The organism is Streptomyces sp. LE64 (genome assembly GCF_052606915.1).
Genome location: NZ_CP199708.1, coordinates 4,642,044 through 4,664,374, shown reverse-complemented (window position 1 = coordinate 4,664,374; position 22,331 = coordinate 4,642,044). Strand labels below are relative to the sequence as shown.

The following is a 22,331-nucleotide window of genomic DNA, read 5'->3' as shown; positions in this document are numbered from 1 at the left end:
GGGTTCGGTACAGCCTATCGAAGGAAGGTTCTCGCGCGACATAGGGCGCACAGGAGGCGCACGAAGCGTGTCGCAAGCCCCCCACGCACCCCGGAAGCGGGGAGAACGCGGCAAACCCCGCACCCCACCCCATCGGGGGCACTGCACGGGGTCCAACGCCTCGCACGTCGGGGGGACATGCCCGCGGCGGAGCCGCGGACGTCCGCCCGGTTCCGCGCGCACGGGCGCAGGACCGGGCGGACGGAGTCCGACGGGTCAGACCAGGCCGAGGCGGCGGGCCGCGGTCTCCGCGTCCACCGGAACCGTCTCCGGCTGCGGGGCGCCGGCGACCGCCCAGTCGGGGTCCTTGAGACCGTTGCCGGTCACCGTGCAGACGATGGTCTGCCCCGGGTCGACCTTGCCCTGCTCGGCGGCCTTCAGCAGGCCGGCCACCGAGGCGGCGGAGGCGGGCTCCACGAACACGCCCTCGCGGGAGGCCAACAGCTTGTAGGCGCGCAGGATCTCACGGTCCGTCACCTCGTCGATGAACCCGCCGGACTCCTGCTGCGCGGCCAGCGCGTACTGCCAGGAGGCGGGGTTCCCGATCCGGATGGCGGTGGCGATGGTCGAGGGGTCCTTGACGACCTCGCCGCGCACGATCGGCGCGGAGCCCGAAGCCTGGAACCCCCACATGCGGGGGGTGCGGGTGGCGGGGCCGTCCGCGAGGTACTCGCCGTACCCCTTCCAATAGGCGGTGATGTTGCCAGCGTTGCCGACCGGCAGCACATGGATGTCGGGGGCCTCGCCGAGCGCGTCGACGATCTCGAAGGCGGCGGTCTTCTGCCCCTCGATGCGCACCGGGTTGACCGAATTCACCAGGGCCACCGGGTAGTTGTCGGAGAGCCCGCGCGCCAGCGTGAGGCAGTCGTCGAAGTTCCCGTCCACCTGGAGGATCTTCGCCCCGTGCACCAGGGCCTGCCCCATCTTGCCCAGGGCGATCTTGCCGCGGGGCACCAGCACCGCGCTGACCATCCCGGCCCGCACCGCGTACGCGGCGGCGGAGGCGGAGGTGTTGCCGGTGGACGCGCAGATGACGGCCTGCGCGCCCTCCTCCTTCGCCCGGGTGATCGCCATGGTCATGCCGCGGTCCTTGAAGGACCCGGTCGGGTTGGCGCCCTCGACCTTGAGGTGCACCGCACACCCGGTGCGCTCGGAGAGCACCTGCGCGGGAACGAGCGGCGTACCGCCCTCACGGAGCGTCACGACGGGCGTTTCCTCGGTGACCGGCAGCCGGTCCCGGTACTCCTCGATGATTCCGCGCCACTGGTGGGTCATTGCTGGTTACTCTCCTTCAACCCGCATGATGCTGGCGACACCCCGCACGGTGTCGAGTCGGCGCAGCGCTTCGACGGTGCCGGTGAGGGCGGCGTCGGGCGCGCGGTGGGTGACGACGACGAGGGAGGCGTCCCCGTCCCCGTCCGGCCGTCCGTGCTGACGGACGGTGTCGATGGACACACCGTGCTCGGCGAAGACCGTCGCGACCTGGGCGAGGACGCCCGGCTTGTCGGCCACGTCGAGGCTGATGTGGTACCGCGTGACCACCTCGCCCATGGGGCTGACCGGCAGGCGCGTGTAGGCGGACTCGCCGGGGCCGGTGGCCCCGCCGAGCTTGTTGCGGCAGACGGCGACGAGGTCACCGAGGACGGCCGAGGCGGTGGGCGCGCCGCCCGCCCCGGGGCCGTAGAACATGAGCTGGCCGGCGGCGTCGGACTCCACGAAGACCGCGTTGTAGGCGCCGCGCACCGAGGCCAGCGGATGGCTGAGCGGGATCATCGCGGGGTGCACCCGGGCGGTGACGGACCCGCCGTCCGCGGCCCGCTCGCAGATGGCGAGCAGCTTGATGGTGCAGCCCATCTGTTTCGCGGAGGCGAAGTCCGCGGCGGTGACCTCGGTCATCCCCTCGCGGTAGACGTCGTCCAGCCGCACCCGGGTGTGGAAGGCGATGCCCGCGAGGATGGCGGCCTTGGCGGCGGCGTCGAAGCCCTCCACGTCGGCGGTCGGGTCCGCCTCCGCGTAGCCGAGCGCGGTGGCCTCGTCCAGGGACTCCTGGTAGCCGGCGCCGGTGGAGTCCATCTTGTCGAGGATGAAGTTGGTGGTGCCGTTGACGATGCCGAGGACCCGGTTCACCTTGTCCCCGGCGAGCGATTCGCGCAGCGGGCGGATCAGCGGGATCGCCCCGGCGACGGCGGCCTCGTAGTAGAGGTCGCGGCCGTGCTCCTCGGCGGCGGCGTGCAGTGCGGCACCGTCCTGGGCCAGCAGCGCCTTGTTCGCCGACACCACGGAGGCCCCGTGCTCGAAGGCCGTCGTGATCAGGGTGCGGGCGGGCTCGATGCCGCCGATCACCTCGATGGCGACGTCGATGTCACCCCGTTTGACCAAGGCGGTGGCATCGGTGGTGATCAGCTCCGGGTCGATCCCGGCCCGCACCTTGGAGGGCCGGCGGACGGCGACCCCGGCGAGTTCGACGGGGGCCCCGATGCGCGCCGCGAGGTCGTCGGCGTGCGTCGTCATGATGCGCGCCACCTCTGAGCCGACTACCCCACAGCCCAGCAGCGCCACCTTCAGCGGACGCGTACGCATCATCCGACCTCGCTTCTCGTACTTCTACGGTTGGTCCAGTCTCACTCACCGGACGGGAGTTTCTGCCCATTGTCCGCATCATGAGACATCAATTTCATGACGCACGGGCATCCGGGGCGCAGATCTTTCGGCGCCCCGGGCCCGCGTCGGGCCGGTGGTGACGGACGTCACCCCACCGCCGGCCCCGTCGTGCGGCGGCCCCTCAGCCGACGTCGAGCCGCAGCAGGTCCTCCTCCGTCTCCCGGCGGACGATCACCCGCGCCGCGCCGTCCGCGACGGCGACCACCGGCGGACGGAGCACGTGGTTGTAGTTGCTGGCCATCGACCGGCAGTAGGCACCGGTGGCCGGCACGGCGATCAGGTCACCGGGCGCCAGGTCACCGGGGAGGAACGCGTCCCGCACCACGATGTCACCGCTCTCGCAGTGCTTGCCCACCACCCGCGCCAGCACCGGCTCCGCCTCCGAGGTCCGGGACACCAGCGAGACGCTGTACTCGGCGTCGTACAGGGCGGTGCGGATGTTGTCCGACATCCCGCCGTCCACGGAGACGTAGGTGCGCAGCCCCTCCAACGGCTTGACGGTGCCGACCTCGTACAGCGTGAACGTGGTCGGGCCGACGACCGCCCGTCCGGGCTCCACGGAGATCCGCGGCGTGCGCAGCCCGGCCGCCGCGCACTCGCGCCCGACGATCTCGCGCAGCGCCACCGCGATCTCCTGCGGCTCGCGCGGGTCGTCCTCGGAGGTGTACGCGATGCCCAGACCGCCGCCGAGGTCGATCTCGGGCAGCTCGACGCCGTGCTCGTCGCGCACCTCGGCGAGCAGCCCCACCACGCGGCGGGCCGCGACCTCGAACCCGGCCATGTCGAAGATCTGCGAGCCGATGTGCGAGTGGATGCCGACGAGTTCGAGCCCGTCGAGCTTCAGCGCCCGCCGCACCGCCTCCGCGGCCTGGCCGCCGGCCAGGGCGAGGCCGAACTTCTGGTCCTCGTGGGCGGTCGCGATGAACTCGTGGGTGTGCGCCTCCACGCCGACCGTGACCCGGATCTGCACCCGCTGGCGGACCCCGAGCCGCTCCGCGGCGTGCGCCACCCGCACGATCTCCTGGAAGGAGTCGAGCACGATCCGCCCCACCCCCGCGGTGATCGCCCGCTCGATCTCCGCGGTCGACTTGTTGTTGCCGTGGAAGGCGATGCGTTCGGCCGGCATCCCGGCGGAGAGTGCGGTGGCGAGTTCCCCGCCGGAGCAGACGTCGAGGTTCAACCCCTCCTCGTGCAGCCAGCGCACGACCGCCCGGGACAGGAACGCCTTGCCCGCGTAGAACACGTCGGCGTCCGTCCCGAAGGCGTCGCGCCAGGCGCGCGCCCGGGCCCGGAAGTCGCCCTCGTCCATCACGTACGCGGGGGTCCCGAACTCCTCGGCGAGCCGGGTGACCGGGAGCCCGCCGACGTTCAGCACCCCTTCGTCGTCCCGCTCGACGGTACGGGCCCACACCTTGCCGTCGAGCGCGTTGAGGTCGGCGGGCGGGGCGGTGTAGTGGCCCTCGGGCAGCACGTCGGCGTGGCGGGGCCCGGCGGGGTGGGCGGAACGACTCATGTCTGGTGCGCTTCTCTCAGAGGTGTTCGGGTGCGTCGATGCCGAGCAGGGTCAGGCCACCGGCCAGCACCGTCCCGGCGGCTTCGGCGAGCGCCAGCCGGGCGCGGTGGGCGGCCGAGGGTTTCTCGTCGCCCAGCGGCAGCACCGGGCAGGCGGCGGTGAACCGCAGCACCTCGTCGGCGAGGTCCACCAGGTACCGCGCGAGGCGGTCGGGCGCCCGGTGCTGGGCGGCGGCGGCACGCACCCGGGGGTAGGCGGCCAGCTGTCGCACCAGGGCGCCGGCGGCACGGTCCGGCCCGTCGGGGAGATCCCCGGGCAGAGCCGAGAACCCCAGGTCACGGGCGTTGCGGCGCAGGGCGCAGGTCCGGGCGTGGGCGTACTGGACCCGGAACAGCGGATTGGTCTCCCGTCGCGGCAGGTGGTCGGCCGGATCCTTGGGGGCGTCGTGCGCGGCGGGGTGCAGCAGGGCCCAGCGCAGGGCGTCCACGGCGGGCCGGTCGTCGACCGCCGGCTCCCGCAGGCCCCGGGCGGGCGCGGGCCGCAGCGGGCGGGCCCCCTCCCCCGCGGACGGCTCGTCGCGGAGCAAGGGCCGGGCGCCCTGCCCGGCCAGCAGGCCGACCACGGCCTCGGCGACGGTCCGCGCGCGCAGCTCCGGTGCCACCACGAGCACGACGTCCCGTCCGGCGAGGGCGTCCCCGTCGCCGTACCGCTCCCCCTCCGCCAGCACCCGGGCTACGAGTGCGCGGTCCCCGTGCACGGCCCGGTCGAGGGTGAGGTTCAGGAACCCGGGCCCGGTCACGTCCACCCGGGCGATCCCGTCCTCGGCCAGCAGCCGTCGCCGCAGCACCGCCGCGACCTGCGGGGCCGGGCGGCCCGCGGGGCGGGCCAGTCGGAGGGCGACGTTGGTCGCGTAGTCGCCCAGCCCGCCGGGCCGCGGCGGCTCCACGGCGACCCGGCCGGGCACCGCTTCCGCGGCGACGGTCAGTTCCCCGGCGTCCACGGCGGACCGCACGGCGCGCAGCACGGTCCGGGACAGCTCGACGGGGGTCACGGCACCAGGGTAGGGGAGGCCGCCGCCGCGGTGCGCGGGGGTTTCGGGGTGTGGGACGGGGACGGCAGCGCCCCTCGAACGGGGACGACCGGGAGTGCACCCCCGGGGCGGGCTTCCGGCCCGTGCCTTCCGCGGCCTTCGACGGGACCCCCGTTGGCTCCCTCCGCCGCTATTCGTGCTCCCCGCCGACCGGGGCGGACGCCGGCTCCCCGGGAACACCGTCCGCTCCGGGCCCGCCCCCGCGCCCGATCAGGGTGCGCACGGTGCCGACGAGCTCACCGGGCTCGAACGGCTTGGACAGGAACGCGTCCACACCGACGTCCAGCCCGCTCTCCACCTCGTGCTGGGTGCAGGCACTGACGATCATGAGGGGGAGGTGCTCGGTACGGGGGTCGGCACGCAACAGCGCGGCGGTCCGCAGCCCGTCCAGCCGGGGCATCACCACGTCCAGGGTGACGAGGTCGGGGCGCACCTCGTGCACGACCTCCAGGGCTTCGGCACCATCGGCCGCGGTCACGACCTCGAAGCCCTCCAGTTCGAGATTGACCCTGATCAGCTGCCGGATGACCTTGTTGTCGTCCACAACAAGCACCCGGCCCGAGGCGCCTGGCACACGTCGAGGGTAGGTGGGCAAGGACGGCCGCGTCCCGCTTTTCCCCACTTCCACCCCACCGGGGTACCCGGCCGGCTCACGCCCCCGTCCCGCCCCCTCCGCCGGCCCGCACCGCCGGCCCCGGCCCGGTGCCCGACCCGCTGCGTCGGGCGTCGGGCCGCTCGCCGAAACCCGGTCATGACCACCCCGCCTGAGCTGGTAGTGTTCTACCCGTCGCCAGCCGCTACCAGGGCCCGGCGACGCCGCCCCCGTAGCTCAGGGGATAGAGCAACGGCCTCCGGAGCCGTGTGCGCAGGTTCGAATCCTGCCGGGGGCACTTCGCAAGAAGTGCCAAAGAAGCCCCTGAACTCGGTGAATTCGAGTCAGGGGCTTCTTCTTTCTGCCGCCGCAGCCGGACCCGACCCCCGGTCGACCGGCCCGCCCCGCCGGCCCCCTGAGCGGACGCCCTCCCGCCCGTTCGTCGCATCGCCCCCACCGCCCCGGGGACGTGGTGCGTTCCGGTCGATCCGGTCTCCCGCACGGTCCGTCGGCCGGTGAGCGAAGGGCCGGATGCGCAGACCTTCGTCGCGACCCTCTCCGCGCGGCCGGCGGGGTCCTGCTCAGAAGAGCGCCAGGCCCTCGCCGCTGGTGTCCGCGACGACCGGTCGGGGGCGTGCGGGAAGACCGTCCAGGCGGTCGGGTCCGGCCGCGGCGGCCACGGCGGGAGCCGTGTCGGCCAGCCAGCCGCGGAACCTCTCGGCGGCCTCGCGGTAGGGGATCCGCGCCAGGACGCGGTGCTCGCCCGCGGGGCAGGAGTCGACCGTGACGGTGAACAGGCAGGACCGGGGCGCGTTCTGACTGCCCGTCCAGGACACGCGCAGCACGCCGCAGGGCTCGCGCCCGCGCGGGGCCCGGTGGGTCGGGCGCAGGGGCCGGCAGGCGATGAAGGCGGTCCAGGCGGCGAGGTGCGGCAGCGGGAGGACGGTGCGGGCGCGGCAGCCGGTGCAGCGGTGCCAGTGGCGGAGCCAGTCCTCGGCGTCGGTCTGGAAGAGGCGGGTGTAGCGGTTCGCCACCCGGACGTCGTGGGCGTACAAGTGGTCGGGGCGTTCCCGCGTGTTGCAGGACTGGCAGACGGGGGCGCGGACGTAGCCGTGCTCGTGGCAGTGGTCCAGGACCGCTGCGGGGGTGCCGTGGCAGACGGCGCACGTCCACCCGGCCACCTTCCCGGTGATGCCGGGCCTCCGGCTGAGCACCGAGTACAGCTGGCCTTCGAGCTCCTTGCCGTACGGGCGCGGCGGGTCGGCGGAGTCCTCGGGTCCCGTCGACCGCCTGCCGTCGGCGTCTCCGGCCGGCCGGGGAGGGGCGGCGGGCGGCCGGGCCGCGGCCGTTACCGTTCCACGGGTCCCCGCGGCACGCAGCCACCGCGTCTCGGCGTGCTCCGCCGCGTCGAGCAGCCTCACCACCGTGCGCGGCAACCACCACGTCCGCCGGCTTCCGTCCCGGGTGTGCTCCACGAGTACCCGTCGCCAGTCGATGCCGGCCACGTGGTGCGGGCGGGCGGACGGTTCCCGCAGTTGCGCCGCGACCTGCCGACGCCAGCACAGCGACGTCTCCCCGTCGCGCTCCGGCTCCGGCGTCGCGCGGAACGGACCGACGCGGACCAGGTCCCGCCGGTCGGTCCCCAGCGCGTTCAGCTCCTCGGCAGCCCGGCGCACCTCGCGCTCCGCGACGCCCCACCGAGCACCGCCGTGCGCCCTGACCGTCGCCACCACTCGGCTCCCCAGCAGGACGTACCCCGCCCCGGCGCGGGCGGGCGAGCGGGTGAGGGCCCCGGCAGCCGTCGGCACTCCACCGCCGGCCGTCAGACCGACCCACAGTGCGTCCGCGGCGCCCAGGGTGATCAGGTCGTCCGCGCGGCCGGGCACGACACGCTCCGTCATGCCGACAGGCTAACGGCGCCGACCCGCCCACGAGTGCGACCCCCGACCGGAACGCCCCCTCACGGCCTGCGGGTTCGCCTCGCGGAGCTCGGGGAGTCCGGTGTCCAGGTGTTCACCGGCGGGCCGGGCGGTCCGTCCGGAATACCGGTGCGACGACAGCCATCTGCGCGCGGTGAGCGCCGCTGTGAGGTTCCGTCACCATGCACTCAAGCGCCGGCAGGACGGCGAGCATTCTGCGGCCGACCTCGTCGGGTGCCTGGTGGGGGCCGCTGGGCAGGGCGGCGGATCAACGGAGGAGTGCCGGACCGCCGGCCCTGGAGCGGAGTCGGGCGGCGGTGAGGGACGGGGCATCGGGAAGGAGCTCGGCCAGCATCTCCCAGATGTCCCGGGGACGGATCGCAACGAGCCGGAGCGGAACGGACGGGCCCGTGGTGCCCTCGATGACGGGCTCCGCCGGCAGTTCGCGGTGCCAGTAGCCGAAGCCGCCGCAGTCCCAGACGGCGAAGCCACGGGCGGTGAGGCCCGGTTCGGTGCCGTCGTCGCCGGGCCAGGCTGCGGTGATGCGCCAACTGCATCGCAGGTGGACGATCAGTTCGGCGAGCCGCTCCAGTTCCGGACCGACGGGGACGCCGTTCGCCGACAGGGCCGCGCGGACGGCCGACGGTCGTTCGGCGGTGGCGGTTCCCATGGCCCCGAGGGCCCCGTCCAGGGCGCCGAGTGTGGCGGTGACGGTACGGGGGCCGCTGGTCGGGGGCTCGGTCCGTTGGAGGTTCACCATCCGGGCAAGCTCCCAGACGAGCATGTTGCGGTCGACCCGGACGTACTCCGACTCGCTCTCGCCGGGCCACGCCTCGTGGGAGAAGCTCCCGTCCTCGCCGACCAGCACCCCGTGCGCCAACCCGCCCTCCGGGCCCGCGGTCTCGATGCCGATGACCGCCGACGCGTCGAGGACCGTGGTGATCAGCGGTTGGAGCGCCTCGGCCAGCCTGCCGTCCGGCCAGATCAGACCGGCATCGCGCAAGCCGGCGACGGAATCGGCCAGTTGGTCGGGCACCACCTCCCCTGCGGCGATCAGGATGAGCGCTCCGAGGTCATCGCCGCTGAGGCGGAACCGGTAGCGGGAGAGGTCGAACGAAGGCATGCGGACGGCTCGTTTCGATATGGCTGGGCGGGTGGTGCGGTGCGGTCAGGCGTTCCACTGGATGAAACAGACCGTCAACCGTTCTCCACGATCAGGTCCCGGCCACGGGCGAAGAGCGCTTTGACGGCTCCGCCCGGGGTGAGGGTGGAACAGTCGACCCCGGAGAACATCACGGCCAGGGCCAGATCGGTCGGCTCGGCGTATCCGTCGATCGTGACGGTGCGGCACTGGTTGCGCATCAGAGGCAATCGCCCCTTGCCGGCGTGTTGCCGTACCTCGATCGTCACGCCAGTTCGCTCGCCCGACGGCTTGCGCGCGAAAGCGTAGTAGTTGGTATCGATCGCCCACAACATGTACGTATCCGTCCGATACGTCATATGGAGTGCACGCCCCCTTTGACTCAACCCCAACCTGTTGCGGCTCATGGCAACTTCTTCCTCGCCAACCTTGAGCGTCCCGAAATTCAATGTCGGCATGCTCATGACGGAGGTGACATGAGCACCCTTGGTGTCGTAGAGAACGGTGGGAATGTTCTCACCACGAACGACGGAACGAATCGCTTCGGGCCCCAGTTGATACGGGTAACTGACCCAAACGTCTCCCAGTTCCGGGGAACTTCCTCGCCAACCGGGGAAGGCCGCGCCCGGGACCTTGTGGTGGTAGGAATCCATCTGGAAGGCAGTGGTAGCGAACTGCATGTCTCTTTCCTGTTCCGGGTCGGTTCACGGTGCGGATCAGTCGAACGGATTGCTGAAGATCTTCTTCACTCCGCTCGCGATTCCTTCCTTGACATCGTCAACCGCCTCGGAAACACCCTTTCCCACTTCGACTGCCTTCCTTCCCGTCCACTCTGCAGCGTCCCCGATGGCTTCTCGGTGCTCCCACGCCGTCGCACCGAGATAGGCCACGCCCGTCCCAATGGCCAAGCCTGCGGTGACCGGGTTCGGCGCCACCACCAGGGCCGTCATGGAGGCATTGAAAGCCGTACTGGTGAGATCGGTGGCGAACTTATCCGGATTCGCCTTGATCATCTCGGTGTTGTACGTGGCCAGATTGGCCACGCCGTACACCGTAGCCCCCGCGCTGAAGACACCGCCCGCACCACGCACCCAACCCGCAGCCTGGGCCGCCTGCCCCAGACCACCGTTCTTGGCAACCGTCACAAGATTCGCCTGGTGCGCCTTCGGGATGAAGTAGGAACCGTTCTGAGGTCGTACGTGAGCGCCGAATTCAGCAGCCATATCGGAGCCGTACATGAACCTTGCCAATCCGGGCGGCACCTTACTCAGCAGGCTTCCAGGGCGGGCTGCCGCCAACTGGGCGTTGACCTTGCTGGCGACCAGGGTACCTGGAGCATTCATCGGCTTGTATTCCGTGAAGTACTTGTTGAGCTTGTAGCTCCACATTCCGCTGGTGTACAGCGCCTGCGCCACCATCGACGCCTTGGCCGTCCCGGCGAGGAACGAGGTGATCGTCTTGCCGAGTTGCTCGCTGCCGGTAAGTCGGGTGATGCCCTCGCGCTGGAGGCGCTTCAGGTAGTCGTCGAGGGTCTCGTCGTCCTTCATCTCCATGACCGCGGCGAGTCGGGTCCGGATCTGGCGGGCGCGGTCGTCGGAAGCGGCGATGGTGTCGGCGTCTCCGTTGAAGCCGCCGACGGTGGCGTCGTTCTTGTTGCCGCCCTTGTCCTTCACCACGGCTTCCAGGTCCCGTTTGAGGTCCCGGTCGGCGTCGTCCACGAGCTTGACGCAGGCTTGCAGGTGGTCCCGCCAACTCTGCACGGCGGCCTGGATCTGCTGGGCGTGGGCCGGATGGTTGAGGGCGGTGCTGCGCTCCTCGGCGCCGAGTCGATCGTAGTCGTAGGAGACCTGGCCCCGTGCGGACACGTTCATCCCGGCCTTGACGGCATCGTCGCGGGCGGACACGAGTTGCTTCTTCAACTCGGTGAACTCGGAGAAGGCGTTCCTCAGGAGGGACGCGGTGGCCTTGGCCTGGGTCCGGGCCGCCTCGTACTCGTAGAGGGTCGCGGGAAAGTTGGCGCGGGCGGCACCGGCGCTCCGAGACCGCTCGTTGGGTGCGCGGCCGCAGTCCGTCGGCCATGGGGGTGACGTCGAGGTGCAGCAGCATCTCCTGGAGCGCCCGTTCCACCCTCAGGGCGCGGGGGGCCGACCAGTCGGCGGGGGCGGCGGCGCGGGTCACGTAGGTGTAGCAGCCGACGCCGCCGGGCTCGGCCGCGGAGGCGCGCGGGGTGCCGGGCGGCACCAGACGTCCTGGCCGGGGAGGAGGCGGCGCACCGCGTCGACGGATGCAGGGTCATCGAGCCGGCGTGCGGCCACACCAGGAGCGCGTCCTCGTGGGTGTGCACCCCGTACTGCACCGGGCCGGTGGGCTCGCTGCCGTCGAACACGGCGGTGGTGAGCAGGTACGGCGGTGCCACCACGGCCCCGCCGGCCGCGGGGTCGCGCCACCGCAGCGGGAGCCCGGTGAGCGGCTCGCACGGGCGTCCGGTGCCCGCCTCAGTAGTGGACGGTGCCGTCCTCGTCCATGCGGGGGTGCATCTGGTCGGGCCCGTAGTGGTCCACGTCGGAGCGCCGGGGGGTCTCGGGGCCGTCCGCGCCCCAGCGGATCATCCGCTCGACCCGGCAGATCCGGTAGTGGTCACCGGCCACCCGCACCTCGTCGGCCCGCCCCGCGGTGCGGAACCGTTCGGCCGCCCGCGCGTAGGCCGCCTTCTTCTGCGGGGTGAGCCGGAACGCCTTCGGCCAGAACTCGGTCAGCCCGTCGAAGAGCATCCGGCGGGCGTCGTGCGGGGTCGGCATCAGCATGCCCCGGGGCCTCCAGCGATCGCCCTTGCGCTCCGCCACGCCGAAGCCCACCGGGAGCAGCGCCACGTCGGGGTGGGTCCGCATCGCGCGGGCGCTGTCCTCCCGCATGTCCGCGGGGAGGTCGGCGCCCTGGTAGTGGAAGTCCCGCAGCGCCAGCTTCAGGGCGGCCGCCATGAGTCCGCGCTCTTGACCGGGGTCGATGGCCACTCCGGTCTCGGGCGGTGGGGCCAGGGCGCCGGGGAACTCCCAGGAACGTTCGACGGGTTCGGGGTCGGTGGGGCGCGGCGGTTCGAGTCCGTCGTCGCCGCCGCGGGCGAACTCGTCCCCGCGGACCACCCGGTAGCGGCGGCCGAGGGCGGCGACCTCGTTGACGGGTTCGCGCTCCAGCACCGCGACGGCGGCGAGGAGTTCGCGTCGCTGCGCGGGATCGTCCGTCTCGTCCTTGGCCTTGAACCACAGATGGGAGTTGAGTTCGTCCCGGGCCTCCTGCGGACGCCCGGAGACCACCGGCGAGACGATCCGCCAGCGGCGGGCGGCTCCGTCCCCGGGCCCCTCGTCGGCCCCCGGCTCGGGCTCCTCCACGGCGAGCCCGAAGACCGGCCCCCTCAGCAGGAGATGGGGGTAGCGGTAGGACGCCTCCACCGCATCGGCCTCGGTGACCCATTCGGCGGGGTCGTCCCGTTGGACCAAGCCCTCGTGGACCCGGTCGAGTTGTCGCTTCCAGTCATCGCCCATGCGCACATTGTCGTCATGCCGGCGGTCGGCGGCCGACGCCATCGGGGCAACTGACCGGACTTGTTCGCCATGGACACGTCGGCACTGCCGCCGCCGGCACCGGTCGCCGGGTGTGCTCCGGGGGCCGCGGTGGACGCCGATGGACGACCCCGTCCGCGGAGGGTTTCCCTCCGCTATCGAACAATGGGTGAGCCGCCTCTCACACCCGCCATGGGAAACCCCTCCTTAGCCAGACAAAAACCCCCGCCTTCCGCACCACTTCCCCGGCGTGAAGTAAAGGCTCATCCGCCCCCTGCATCTCTTGCGCGCCCCCGCGCGCCCCTACTGAACGGTTACCTCGCTCACCACGTATCTCCAGGTGATATCCACCGCGACCGAGGGAGTTCGTCAGCTGAAAACATCTCCCACAACGACCGAAACTCTCTCCTCGAATGACCCGAAGTCCACGTCAGCCGCAAACGACATGAGAATCCTCTCCTCTTTTCCGTCACCTGTTTGATTGGACTGGACACTCTCCCTATGAGACTCAGGAAGGCCAATCTGGCGATCACCGTGGTGGCAGCCCTCGCGGGCGCCGGCATGGTGGCCGGGCGGGCCCTCGTGGACGGGAGCGAGCCCCTCGACCTGGGGCCCGCGATCGACGTGAGCGGACCCGAAGCCAGCGATGTCGCCCCTTCGCAGACGGTCTCGCCGCCCCCCATCTCCCCCCAGGGCCCGAAGACCCCCCTGCCCACCCCCACCGGCACCCGGACGACGTCGGCCTCCGACGCGCCCGCCCTCAGCCCCCTGCTCCCCCCGGCCCCGGAACGCTCCGGCCCGGCCCCCACGTCCGCCGAACCCCCCGGCGGCTCCCCCGTGCCTCCGGCCATCCCGCCCTACAGCACCGCGCACCCCACCCCCCGCGACGGAGACGAGTACGACCCGTATGAGAACGACGAACACGAAGAATCCGATGCCCACGACCCGGACGACGAGGTGAGCATCGGCGATCTGGAAGAGGGAGAGGACGACTAGGAGTGCGTACCCACACCACCAGCGCGCGGTCGAGGATCGTGGGCTGGATGATGCTCCTGGTGGGTGCCGCGATCGCGGCACCCACCGTCGGGCTCATCGTCGTGTGGCAGGCCCAACTCGACACCAAGTTGGACCACCAGTTGCAGCGCGAGGTCCAGAACCTGCGGAACTACGCGGCGCACTCGGACAACAACGGCCGGCCCCACACCGATGCCGCCGTCCTGCTCACCCGCTTCATGACGATCCACCTCCCCAGCCGGGAGGAGACCTTCTTCAGCATCGTGGACGGGCGGGCCGACCGGCGCAGCCCCGTCGATCCGCCGATCCGGCTCGACAACCAGCCCGACGTGGTCCACGAGTTGGCCTCGCTCGACGGGAAGCGGACCCGGACCGGTTGGCTGGACACCGCGAAGGGTCGGGTCCGCTACGGCGTGGTGCCGGTCCACGTCAGGGGCGACACCCGGGACGTGCGGTTCGTCGTCATCGAGTTCCGCGACCGCCAACTGGTCGAGCAGCAGCGGCTCGCGAAGATGCTGCTGGCCACCGGGCTGGGCGCGCTCGTCTTCGCCGGACTGGCCAGCTGGATGGTCGCCGGACGGGTGCTGGCCCCGGTGCGCCTGGTGCGCCAGACCGCCGCCCGGATCAGCGAGTCGGACCTCACCCAGCGGCTCAACGTGGCCGGGCACGACGACGTGGCCGCGCTCGCCCACACCTTCAACCGGATGTTGGACCGGCTGGAGCAGGCGTTCACCGCGCAGCGCCGCTTCCTGGACGAGGTGGGCCACGAACTGCGCACCCCCATCACGGTGGTGCGCGGACACCTGGAGCTGATGGACGGGGTCGCCGCCGGCGGCCCGGTCCGCGGCGGACCCGGCGGGCCCGCCTGGGAGGGCCAGGTCCCGGTGCTGGACGCCTGGTCCCCCTGGAACGGCGGCCCCCGGGAGCTCAGTCCCGAGGACCGGGCCGCCACCCGGGCCCTGGTGCTGGACGAACTCGACCGGATGAGCCGGATCGTGGACGACCTGCTCACCCTCGCCAAGGCCGAACGGCCCGACTTCCTGACCATCGGGGAGACCAACCTCACCGATCTCATCGTGGACGTCGTCGCCAAGGCCCGTGCGCTGGGCAACCGCCACTGGCGGGTCGCCGCCGTCTCGGAGGAGACGGTGCTGGTGGACGGGCAGCGCCTCACCCAGGCCCTGATCCAGCTCGCCGCCAACGCGGTGCGGCACACTCTGGACGGTGATCTTGTCGAAATGGGGTCGACCATCCGGGACGGCCGGGTGCTGCTGTGGGTCCGGGACACCGGTCCCGGCGTCGGCCCCATGGACAAGGAACGGATCTTCAACAGGTTCGCCCAGGCCAATCTCATCGGCGCGGCGGGCAAGTCGGGTTCCGGCCGGGCGGGTACGGGCATCGGGCTCGGACTCGCCATCGTCCGGGAGATCGCCGAGGCGCACGGCGGCACCGCCTGGGTGGAGGACGCCCAGACCGGTGGCGCGCGCTTCGTGCTCGATCTGCCGGCCTACTACCCCTGGGAGGAAGGACACCATGCACCGGATTCTCATAGCGGAGGACGAGGCGGGAATCGCCTCTTTCGTGGAAAGAGGCTTAAGGGGATATGGATTCGCCACTTCGGTGGTGGGTGACGGACTGTCGGCCTACGAGCACGCCCGGGCCGGCAACTGCGATCTGATGATCCTGGACCTCGGGTTGCCCGCGGTGGACGGACTGACCGTGCTGCGCAAGCTGCGCGAACTGCGGGTCACCCTGCCCGTGGTGATCCTCACCGCCCGGGACAGCGTCTCCGACGTGGTCGCGGGGCTGGAGGGCGGTGCGGACGACTACGTGTCCAAGCCGTTCGCCTTCGAGGAGCTGCTCGCCCGGGTCCGACTGCGGCTGCGGGCCGAGGGCGGTCCGGAGGGCTCGCTGCTGCGCGCCGGCGACCTGGTCCTGGACCTGCGCACCCGGCGGGTCCACGTGAACGGGCGGGTCGCGGAGCTCTCCGCCCGGGAGTTCGCCCTGACGGAGGTGTTCATGCGCAACCCCGACCAGGTGCTGACGCGTGAGCAACTCCTCAGCCGGGTCTGGGGCTTCGACTACGACCCCGGATCCAACATCGTCGACGTGTACGTCCGCTACGTGCGGCGCAAGCTGGGCCCCGACCGGGTGGAGACGGTCCGGGGCGTCGGCTACCGGCTCCGGGCCTGACCGCCCCGCGACACACACCCCCTCACCCCCCTCGACAGGACACCCCCCGACCCCCACCACTGCTTACCCCCCACCCGACGGCAGCGACCGAACCCCACCCCCACCCGCGGCCTGCCCCTCCCTCCCCCACCGCGATCCCGGTACCGACCGGGGTCCGGTGCCCCGCCCCTCCGTGCACCCGGTCCCTCCGCGCGCACGGCCTACCGGAGCGGCCCCCACCGGTCACCACCGGCTGGGGGCCCCGGCCCGGGCGTCCGGCACCCCTCGTCCGGCGGTTCACCCTCGTTCCGACGGCCCCTCATCCGCGTTCCCGGCCGCCCGGCCGGCCCGCTCCCCCGGCTCCGCCCACGGCACCGGAATCCATGGTTCCGACCCACCGTCCCCACCCCTCACCCCAGGGACCACCAGGCACGACGTCATCAATCCGACAGGATTGCCCAGGGTCGGACAGGGGATGTCCGCACCAGCTCAGATGGGCGTGGCTGCGCTCTGACATCGTTATCAAACGGGTGAGAGGTCTCTCACCTCGATCTCACGGCTGACTCATCCCCTACCCGCATGCTTCCGGGCCAAGACATCTACCCCCGGATGTCCCAACTCCCGCAGCAGTCGCGGCCCTTCGGCCTCTGGTCTGCTGGTTCAGCCAGGAGCGTGCCATGAAGAAACTCCTCGACAACGCCCGCACTTTCCAGCAGCGCGTGGCCCCCGAGAGCGAGACCTACCGACAGTTCGCCGCCGGTCAGAGCCCGGGCACACTCTTCATCACCTGCTCCGACTCGCGCATCGTCCCCTCGCTCATCATGGGCTCCGCCCCGGGCGAGGTCTTCGAGCTGCGCAACGCGGGCAACATCATCCCCCCCTACCGTCCCGGACGGCAGTCCGGCGAGGCGGCCACCCTCCAGTACGCGGTGGACGTGCTGCGGGTGCAGGACATCATCGTCTGCGGGCACTCGCACTGCGGCGCCATCGCCGCGGTCGCCAAGGAGCAGGACCTCACCGCGCTGCCGAGCGTGGCGGAGTGGGTCTCCTTCGCCCGTCCCGGGCTGGCCCCGATGCTGGGCACCCCGCCCGAGGACCCGACCCTCTCGTCCCACGTCCAGAAGCACGTCGTCTCCCAGTTGGAGACGCTCCGCGGCTACCCCGAGGTGCACGCGGCGATCGCGGACGGACGGCTGCGGCTGCACGGCTGGTTCTACCGCGTGGACACCTGCGAGATCCACGAACTCGACGAGAACGACGGCACGTTCCACTGTCACTGAGCGCGGAACCGGGCCGGTCCGGGGCCCCGCGGACGGACGAGGGGCCAGGGCTCAGGCCCCCGCCCGTCCGTGCGGGCGCGGACGGCGGCCCGGCTCCGGCGGGGCGCTGACGCGGCGTCCCGCACCGGTACGGGACGGACCAGCACCCGTACGGACGGCCCGGACAGCACTTGCGTGCGGCGCACGTGCCGTCCCGTACCGGAACCCCCACCCCCCGCACGCCACCCCTGTGCACCGGCACCGAGCCGGTCCCCGGACCCGCCCCCCAGGGTTCCGTTCCCTCAACCCCAACCCCCCACTGACGCACCCGCCCCCACCGGTCCGCGCTCCCCCACGGCGCGACCGCCCGGCGGACGGCTGCGGCGAAAGGAACGATCGCGGTGTCAACTGACAGAACCAGAGAAGGAAGTACGGGCCGCCACGCACGGCGGGGCTCCGGCTCCGACTCCTCCCCGAGTGGCGGTGGCGGGCTCAAGAAGGCGAACGCCGAGCCGTCCATGAAGGAGGCGATCGGCACCGACTTCATGGCGTCGATCGTGGTCTTCCTGGTGGCGCTCCCCCTCTGCATCGGCGTCGCGGCGGCCTCGGGCGTCGCTCCCGCCCTCGGCATCATCACCGGCATCATCGGTGGTCTGGTCGTCGGCTTCCTGCCCGGCAGCACCCTCCAGGTGTCCGGTCCGGCTGCGGGTCTGGCCGTCCTGGTCCTGGAGTTCACCACCTCGCACGGCGTCGAACTCCTCGGCCCGGTCGTGCTGATGAGCGGTCTCATCCAGATGGTGCTGGGCGTACTCAAGGCGGGCGGACTCTTCCAGTCCATCTCGCTCTCGGTGGTCCAGGGCATGCTGGCCGGCATCGGCCTGCCCCTGATCCTCAGCCAGATCTACGCCCTGGTGGACTCCAAGCAGCTCGGCACGCCGCTGAAGAACGTGGGCGGCCTCGGCGACCTGGTGACGGCCGTCGCGGGCAACCCGCAGAAGGTCGCGGCGCTGGCACTGGGTCTGATGGCGGTACTGCTCTGCTTCGTCTGGTACAAGGTCCCCGCACCGCTCAACAAGGTGCCGGCCCCGCTGATCGCGGTGATCCTGGGCTGCATCGTGGGCGCGATGCCCGGATTCGACGTCAAGAAGGTCGAGTTCGGCAACATGCTGGACGCGATCTCCTTCACCACCCCGGCCTCGCTGACCCACCTGCTGGCCCCCGACGTCATCATCATGGTCATCACCTTCACGGTGATCGCCTCGGCGGAGTCGCTGTTCAGCGCGGCGGCTGTGGACCGCATGCACACCGGCGCACGGACGCAGTACAACAAGGAACTCTTCGCCCAGGGCGTCGGCAACGCGGCCTCCGGCCTGGTCGGCGCCATGCCGCTGACCGCAGTGATCGTGCGCAGTGCCGCCAACCTCAACGCGGGTGCCAAGACCAAGCTGTCCCGCATCCTGCACGGTGCCTGGCTGCTGGGCTTCGGTCTGCTGTTGCCGGGGCTGCTGGGCCTGATCCCCATCGCGGTGCTGGCCGGCGTGCTGCTGCACGCGGGCTGGAAGCTCTTCAACCCTCCGGCGTTCGTCAAGATGTGGAAGACGGACCGCGGCGAGGGCATCGTCATGATCATCACGACGCTGGCCATCTTCTTCGCCAACCTGCTGGAAGGCGTGCTCGCCGGCCTCGCGGTCGCCGTGGTCCTGCTGGCGCTGCGGATGTCGCACATGAGCATCAAGGAGACCGTCAAGGGCGACACCGGCCGGCTGGAACTGCGCGGCAACGCGACCTTCCTGCGGCTGCCCCGACTGATCCAGGCGCTGGAGGCCATCTCCGACAAGCCGCGGGTCCACGTCGACGCCAGCAAGCTGTCCCACCTCGACCTCGCCTGCCGCAGCCAGATCGAGGAGTGGGGCGAGCAGCGCAAGAAGGCCGGCGCGCTCCACGTCGACATCCGACTGCCCGATGCGAAGGTCCGGCCCGGCGACGTCGACGAGACGGAGCCGACGGGCGTCGACGGACCGACGCCGGTCGAGACCACCGCGGAACTGCCCGGCTCCGGCGCGGCCGAGAACGCCTTCGCCCAGCAGGCCCCGTCCGCCTCGGACTTCACGGACACCCTGCCCCCGACCCACGAGCATGCCCGGCCCTACCAGGAGGTCGCGTACCAGCAGATGGGTCCGGTCCACGCCCAGGCCGAGCACCACACCGGCTCGCACGCCCGGCCGCACCCGCAGCACGCGACCCAGCACGTGCACCACACCCACCCGGGCCAGTACCACCCCGGCCACACGCACCCCGGCCACAGCACGCCCGGCTACGCCGGACACCCGGGTCAGGTCCACCATCACCACCACTACCCGGCGCAGCACCCGTACCCGACGCCCCCGTACGGCTACCCGACCCAGCAGCCGCAGCAGGCCGCCGGTCAGCCCCAGCCGTACCCGATGCACGACTCGACCGGCCAGCAGCCGGTGTACGACCCCACCGCCCCGCACGACACCTGGGGCCACGGGGATGAATGGGCCAGCCAGTCCTATGGGGAGGGAAGTCGACGATGAAGATCAGGCTGACGGCCGACGAAGAAGACGGCCTGTTCCAGCTCCTGCGCTCGCTGCACACGTTCCTGACGGCCTGCGAGGACGAGACCTGCCCCGAGCTGCGCTCGCAGCCCAAGGAGGTCGGCAGCGGAGCCGCCCCCCTGAACGGCATCCCGTCCCCCGCCCGGCGTCCGGACCACTCCCACGCGTACGCCCGCTCCACCACCCCCTCGGCGCACGCCCATCCCGCCGATGCGGACCAGCACCGGCGGGCCCGCTCGGACCACCCCCACCCCCCGGGGCCTGCCGCCGGGCGCTCCCCGGCCGGGAGCCCCGCCCCGACTGCCGCCGGACCGGCCGCCACCGGTCCGGCGGCCACCCCGCCGGGTGAGGGCCACGACCAGGTGCCGCTGCCGCAGCGGGACCGGGACGGGGCCGTCGCCCGACTGGAGGCCCGCAGGGCCGCGGCGGAAGCCGCTGCCTCGGCGGCCCGAAGGGCCTGAGCGGTCCACCCGCTCACCTGAACCATCCTCCCGCCGGTCGGACACCGCCGACCGACCGGCCCGCGCCGGAGCCCCCTTGGCCCATGGGGGCTCCGGCGCCCCTTCGCGTCCGGCCCCGGCCGACTTGACCTCAAGCGTGGTCGAGGGCGCAGGCTGCCGTCATGGACGAGGAAGACGAGCAGGAGATCAGGCGTGCCCTGGCCGCCCACACCGAGCTGTGGCGGCGCCACGAGATGGACGCCTGGGGAGAACTCTTCACCGAGGACTGCGACTTCATCACCCACCGCGGGATCTGGTGGACCTCGCGGCGCGAGAACGTGGTGGGCCACCTGGACGTCCCCGCCGCGGTCCTCGCCCAGAAGCGGAGCTACGTCCAGGAGGTCCTCCGCGTCCGGGGCCTCGCTCCGGACGTCGCCCTGGTGCACACCGCCTGGAGCTGGCCCGACCACCAACTCCCCGGCGCCGAGGCCGCCGAGGACCGCAGGGGTCTCATCACCCTGGTCATGGTGCGCCACCCGGACGGGCGCTGGCTGATCCGCGCGGCGCACAACACCCGGGAGAACGGACTCGACGACTTCACCGCCCCCACCGGCTGACCCCACTGCGGAGCGGGGTCCGGCCGAGCGGCACCCCCGGGCCCCCGGGCGGGGCTAGAGTCGGGACATGCCGACGCAAGCACGTGCCCGCCTCCTGGCCGCCGCCGAGGAACTCTTCTATGCGGAAGGCATCCGCGCGGTCGGAGTGGAGCGGTTGGTGACCACCTCCGGGGTGGGGCGGGCCTCGTTCTACCGGCACTTCGCGGGCAAGGACGACCTGGTGCTCGCCGTGCTCCGGGCGTACGGCACCCGGTTCCTGGACTGGCTCGCCCAGGACGTCGCCGCCCGCGGGGGACATCCGCTCGCCGTCTTCGACGCCTTGGCCGACCGCTTCGACCAGGACGACTTCCGGGGCTGCACGGCGATCAACACGATCATCGAGAGCGCCGACCCCGAGAGCGCCGCGCACCGGGTGGCCGCCGCGCACAAGGACGAGGTGGTCCGGTACCTCACCGGACTGCTCGCCTCGGCCGGCAGTCCCCGGCCCGCCGAACTCGCGCCACAGTTCATGCTGTTGGTCGACGGGGCGATCGTCACCGCCCTCCGTGAACGGGGCCCCGGCCCCGCCCGCCGGGCACGGTCCGTCGCCGCGGCCCTGTTGGGCTGACGGCCGTCCCCCGACTCGGGCCGCAGCGCCGCACGCAGCGGCGCGGCGATGCGGCGGGCACCAGGGGACGGGTCAGGTCCAGCACCCTGCGGGGCGGGAGCCGACCGGCACCGGAAGGCCCTACGCGCTGCGCCTGCGGGGCGCGGCGGTCTTCTTCGCCGTCTTCTTCGCGGCCTTCTTGGTCGCCCCCTTCGCCGTGGTCCCGGTGGCGGTCTTCCCGGCCGTCTTCTTCGTGGTCCCCTTGACCGTCTTCTTCGCCGCCTTCTTCGCGGGCGGCTTTGCGGCGCTCTCCCTCGCCCCCTTCCCCGTGGCGCTCCGGGACTTCTTCCTGGCCGCGGCCACCGACTGCTCCAGGATGGCGGCGAGGTCGATGACCTCGGCGCCGGCGGGTTCCTCGGGGCGGCCGGGAGCGGGCAGTTCGCCGGCGAGCTTGGCGGTGATGAGTTCGTCCAGTGCGGCGCGGTACTCGTCGTGCATCGTGTCCGGGTCGACCTCGCCCAGGGTGTCCATCAGGGCGTCGGCGAGGTCGAGTTCGGCGTCCTTCACGGTGACCCGGCCCTCGGGGGCGATGTGGTCGGTGGCGCGGATCTCGTCGGGCCAGAGCAGCGAGTGCAGGCACAGGACCTCGTCGACCGTCCGCAGCATCGCCAGGCGTTCGCGGCCCCGCAGGGCGAACTTGGTCAGGGCGACGGTGTCGGTGCGCCGCAGGGCCTCGCGCAGCAGGAGGTACGGCTTGGCAGCGTCGGGGCCGCGGGCGGAGAGGTAGTACGGGGTGTCCATCTGGAGGGGGTCGATCCGGTCGGTCGGCAGCACCGCGACCACCTCGATGGTCTTGGTGGTGCGCAGCGGCAGGGCGGCGAGGTCCTCGTCGGTGACGGCGACGACCGTGCCGTCGGGCATCTCGTAGCCGCGGACCGTGTCGGCGGCGGCGACCTCCTCGTCCTCCAGCTCGCAGACCTTGCGGTAGCGGACCCGGCCGCCGTCCTCGGTGTGGATCTGGCGGAAGGAGACCGCATGGCTCTCGGTGGCGCTCATCAGCTTCACGGGGATGTTGACCAGGCCGAAGGCGAGGGAGCCGTTCCAGATCGAGCGCACGTCCGCCGCCTTCCGGGAGCCGGGACCACCTGACCG

General features: G+C 72.0%; 19 protein-coding genes and 1 tRNA gene. 9 read left to right on the top strand and 11 right to left on the bottom strand.

The window, feature by feature from the left end:
• Positions 1 to 255 precede the first annotated feature (255 nt).
• The 5 genes from thrC to ACSMX9_RS21100 all read right to left on the bottom strand — a co-directional run bounded on the left by thrC (position 256) and on the right by ACSMX9_RS21100 (position 5,931).
• The gene (gene thrC, locus ACSMX9_RS21120) at positions 256 to 1,314 is read right to left on the bottom strand and encodes a threonine synthase (protein ID WP_445396029.1); all 1,059 of its coding nucleotides are present in this window, start codon (positions 1,312 to 1,314) and stop codon (positions 256 to 258) included.
• 6 nt (positions 1,315 to 1,320) lie between these two features.
• Positions 1,321 to 2,619 carry a homoserine dehydrogenase gene (locus ACSMX9_RS21115; RefSeq protein WP_445403053.1) on the bottom strand — a complete coding sequence of 433 codons (1,299 nt, stop codon included), beginning with the start codon at positions 2,617 to 2,619 and terminating at the stop codon, positions 1,321 to 1,323.
• A gap of 202 nt (positions 2,620 to 2,821) precedes the next feature.
• Positions 2,822 to 4,213 carry a diaminopimelate decarboxylase gene (lysA, locus tag ACSMX9_RS21110; RefSeq protein ID WP_445396027.1) on the bottom strand — a complete coding sequence of 464 codons (1,392 nt, stop codon included), beginning with the start codon at positions 4,211 to 4,213 and terminating at the stop codon, positions 2,822 to 2,824.
• Between the two features lie 16 nt (positions 4,214 to 4,229).
• Positions 4,230 to 5,264, bottom strand: coding sequence for an ArgS-related anticodon-binding protein NrtL (gene nrtL, locus ACSMX9_RS21105; RefSeq protein ID WP_445396025.1), 1,035 nt, complete (start codon positions 5,262 to 5,264; stop codon positions 4,230 to 4,232).
• 169 nt (positions 5,265 to 5,433) lie between these two features.
• Positions 5,434 to 5,931 carry a response regulator gene (locus ACSMX9_RS21100; RefSeq protein WP_445396023.1) on the bottom strand — a complete coding sequence of 166 codons (498 nt, stop codon included), beginning with the start codon at positions 5,929 to 5,931 and terminating at the stop codon, positions 5,434 to 5,436.
• 190 nt (positions 5,932 to 6,121) lie between these two features.
• Between ACSMX9_RS21100 and ACSMX9_RS21095 the strand changes: the two genes are divergently transcribed.
• A tRNA-Arg gene (locus ACSMX9_RS21095) sits at positions 6,122 to 6,193 on the top strand.
• Positions 6,194 to 6,476: 283 nt separating this feature from the next.
• Here ACSMX9_RS21095 and ACSMX9_RS21090 read toward each other — a convergent pair.
• From ACSMX9_RS21090 to ACSMX9_RS21070, 5 genes are all read right to left on the bottom strand, one after another.
• On the bottom strand, positions 6,477 to 7,796 hold the full coding sequence (locus tag ACSMX9_RS21090; RefSeq protein ID WP_445396021.1) for an endonuclease domain-containing protein: 1,320 nt from the start codon (positions 7,794 to 7,796) through the stop codon (positions 6,477 to 6,479).
• 286 nt (positions 7,797 to 8,082) lie between these two features.
• Complete coding sequence (locus tag ACSMX9_RS21085) at positions 8,083 to 8,937, bottom strand: histidine kinase (RefSeq protein ID WP_445396019.1); 855 nt, start codon at positions 8,935 to 8,937, stop codon at positions 8,083 to 8,085.
• Positions 8,938 to 9,011: 74 nt separating this feature from the next.
• Entirely contained in the window at positions 9,012 to 9,635 is a 624-nt protein-coding gene (locus ACSMX9_RS21080) for a hypothetical protein (protein ID WP_445396017.1), read from the bottom strand.
• A gap of 36 nt (positions 9,636 to 9,671) precedes the next feature.
• Positions 9,672 to 10,859, bottom strand: a complete 1,188-nt coding sequence (locus ACSMX9_RS21075; protein WP_445396016.1) for a hypothetical protein — start codon at positions 10,857 to 10,859, stop codon at positions 9,672 to 9,674.
• 591 nt (positions 10,860 to 11,450) lie between these two features.
• Positions 11,451 to 12,494 carry a DUF5954 family protein gene (locus tag ACSMX9_RS21070; RefSeq protein ID WP_445396014.1) on the bottom strand — a complete coding sequence of 348 codons (1,044 nt, stop codon included), beginning with the start codon at positions 12,492 to 12,494 and terminating at the stop codon, positions 11,451 to 11,453.
• 519 nt (positions 12,495 to 13,013) lie between these two features.
• On the opposite strand from ACSMX9_RS21070, the gene ACSMX9_RS21065 reads away from it, so the two are divergent.
• From ACSMX9_RS21065 to ACSMX9_RS21030, 8 genes are all read left to right on the top strand, one after another.
• On the top strand, positions 13,014 to 13,508 hold the full coding sequence (locus ACSMX9_RS21065) for a hypothetical protein (protein WP_445396012.1): 495 nt from the start codon (positions 13,014 to 13,016) through the stop codon (positions 13,506 to 13,508).
• 2 nt (positions 13,509 to 13,510) lie between these two features.
• Positions 13,511 to 15,157: a sensor histidine kinase gene (locus ACSMX9_RS21060; RefSeq protein ID WP_366113719.1), complete on the top strand. Its 1,647-nt coding sequence runs from the start codon at positions 13,511 to 13,513 to the stop codon at positions 15,155 to 15,157.
• Positions 15,060 to 15,719, top strand: coding sequence for a response regulator transcription factor (locus ACSMX9_RS21055; protein ID WP_351241080.1), 660 nt, complete (start codon positions 15,060 to 15,062; stop codon positions 15,717 to 15,719). Before ACSMX9_RS21060 ends, ACSMX9_RS21055 begins: the two co-directional genes overlap by 98 nt.
• A 656-nt stretch (positions 15,720 to 16,375) precedes the next feature.
• Complete coding sequence (locus ACSMX9_RS21050) at positions 16,376 to 16,978, top strand: carbonic anhydrase (protein ID WP_351241078.1); 603 nt, start codon at positions 16,376 to 16,378, stop codon at positions 16,976 to 16,978.
• 380 nt (positions 16,979 to 17,358) lie between these two features.
• On the top strand, positions 17,359 to 19,515 hold the full coding sequence (locus ACSMX9_RS21045) for a SulP family inorganic anion transporter (protein ID WP_445396010.1): 2,157 nt from the start codon (positions 17,359 to 17,361) through the stop codon (positions 19,513 to 19,515).
• Entirely contained in the window at positions 19,512 to 19,997 is a 486-nt protein-coding gene (locus tag ACSMX9_RS21040) for a hypothetical protein (protein WP_445396008.1), read from the top strand. Before ACSMX9_RS21045 ends, ACSMX9_RS21040 begins: the two co-directional genes overlap by 4 nt.
• 161 nt (positions 19,998 to 20,158) lie before the next feature.
• Positions 20,159 to 20,593, top strand: coding sequence for an SgcJ/EcaC family oxidoreductase (locus ACSMX9_RS21035; RefSeq protein WP_445396006.1), 435 nt, complete (start codon positions 20,159 to 20,161; stop codon positions 20,591 to 20,593).
• Positions 20,594 to 20,660: 67 nt separating this feature from the next.
• Positions 20,661 to 21,200 carry a TetR/AcrR family transcriptional regulator gene (locus ACSMX9_RS21030; protein WP_445396004.1) on the top strand — a complete coding sequence of 180 codons (540 nt, stop codon included), beginning with the start codon at positions 20,661 to 20,663 and terminating at the stop codon, positions 21,198 to 21,200.
• Between the two features lie 120 nt (positions 21,201 to 21,320).
• On the opposite strand, the gene ku is transcribed toward ACSMX9_RS21030, so the two are convergent.
• Positions 21,321 to 22,295 (bottom strand): non-homologous end joining protein Ku, encoded by a 975-nt coding sequence (gene ku, locus ACSMX9_RS21025; RefSeq protein ID WP_445396002.1) that lies wholly within the window; start codon positions 22,293 to 22,295, stop codon positions 21,321 to 21,323.
• Between the last annotated feature and the right edge of the window lie 36 nt (positions 22,296 to 22,331).

What these genes read in the sequence shown, in the direction of transcription:
- thrC (WP_445396029.1), bottom strand. Translation starts at nt 1,314, where the DNA reads ATGACCCACCAGTGGCGCGGAATCATCGAGGAGTACCGGGACCGGCTG.
- ACSMX9_RS21115 (WP_445403053.1), bottom strand. Translation starts at nt 2,619, where the DNA reads ATGCGTACGCGTCCGCTGAAGGTGGCGCTGCTGGGCTGTGGGGTAGTC.
- lysA (WP_445396027.1), bottom strand. Translation starts at nt 4,213, where the DNA reads ATGAGTCGTTCCGCCCACCCCGCCGGGCCCCGCCACGCCGACGTGCTG.
- ACSMX9_RS21090 (WP_445396021.1), bottom strand. Translation starts at nt 7,796, where the DNA reads ATGACGGAGCGTGTCGTGCCCGGCCGCGCGGACGACCTGATCACCCTG.
- ACSMX9_RS21085 (WP_445396019.1), bottom strand. Translation starts at nt 8,937, where the DNA reads ATGCCTTCGTTCGACCTCTCCCGCTACCGGTTCCGCCTCAGCGGCGAT.
- ACSMX9_RS21080 (WP_445396017.1), bottom strand. Translation starts at nt 9,635, where the DNA reads ATGCAGTTCGCTACCACTGCCTTCCAGATGGATTCCTACCACCACAAG.
- ACSMX9_RS21070 (WP_445396014.1), bottom strand. Translation starts at nt 12,494, where the DNA reads ATGGGCGATGACTGGAAGCGACAACTCGACCGGGTCCACGAGGGCTTG.
- ACSMX9_RS21065 (WP_445396012.1), top strand. Translation starts at nt 13,014, where the DNA reads ATGAGACTCAGGAAGGCCAATCTGGCGATCACCGTGGTGGCAGCCCTC.
- ACSMX9_RS21055 (WP_351241080.1), top strand. Translation starts at nt 15,060, where the DNA reads ATGCACCGGATTCTCATAGCGGAGGACGAGGCGGGAATCGCCTCTTTC.
- ACSMX9_RS21050 (WP_351241078.1), top strand. Translation starts at nt 16,376, where the DNA reads ATGAAGAAACTCCTCGACAACGCCCGCACTTTCCAGCAGCGCGTGGCC.
- ACSMX9_RS21040 (WP_445396008.1), top strand. Translation starts at nt 19,512, where the DNA reads ATGAAGATCAGGCTGACGGCCGACGAAGAAGACGGCCTGTTCCAGCTC.
- ACSMX9_RS21035 (WP_445396006.1), top strand. Translation starts at nt 20,159, where the DNA reads ATGGACGAGGAAGACGAGCAGGAGATCAGGCGTGCCCTGGCCGCCCAC.
- ACSMX9_RS21030 (WP_445396004.1), top strand. Translation starts at nt 20,661, where the DNA reads ATGCCGACGCAAGCACGTGCCCGCCTCCTGGCCGCCGCCGAGGAACTC.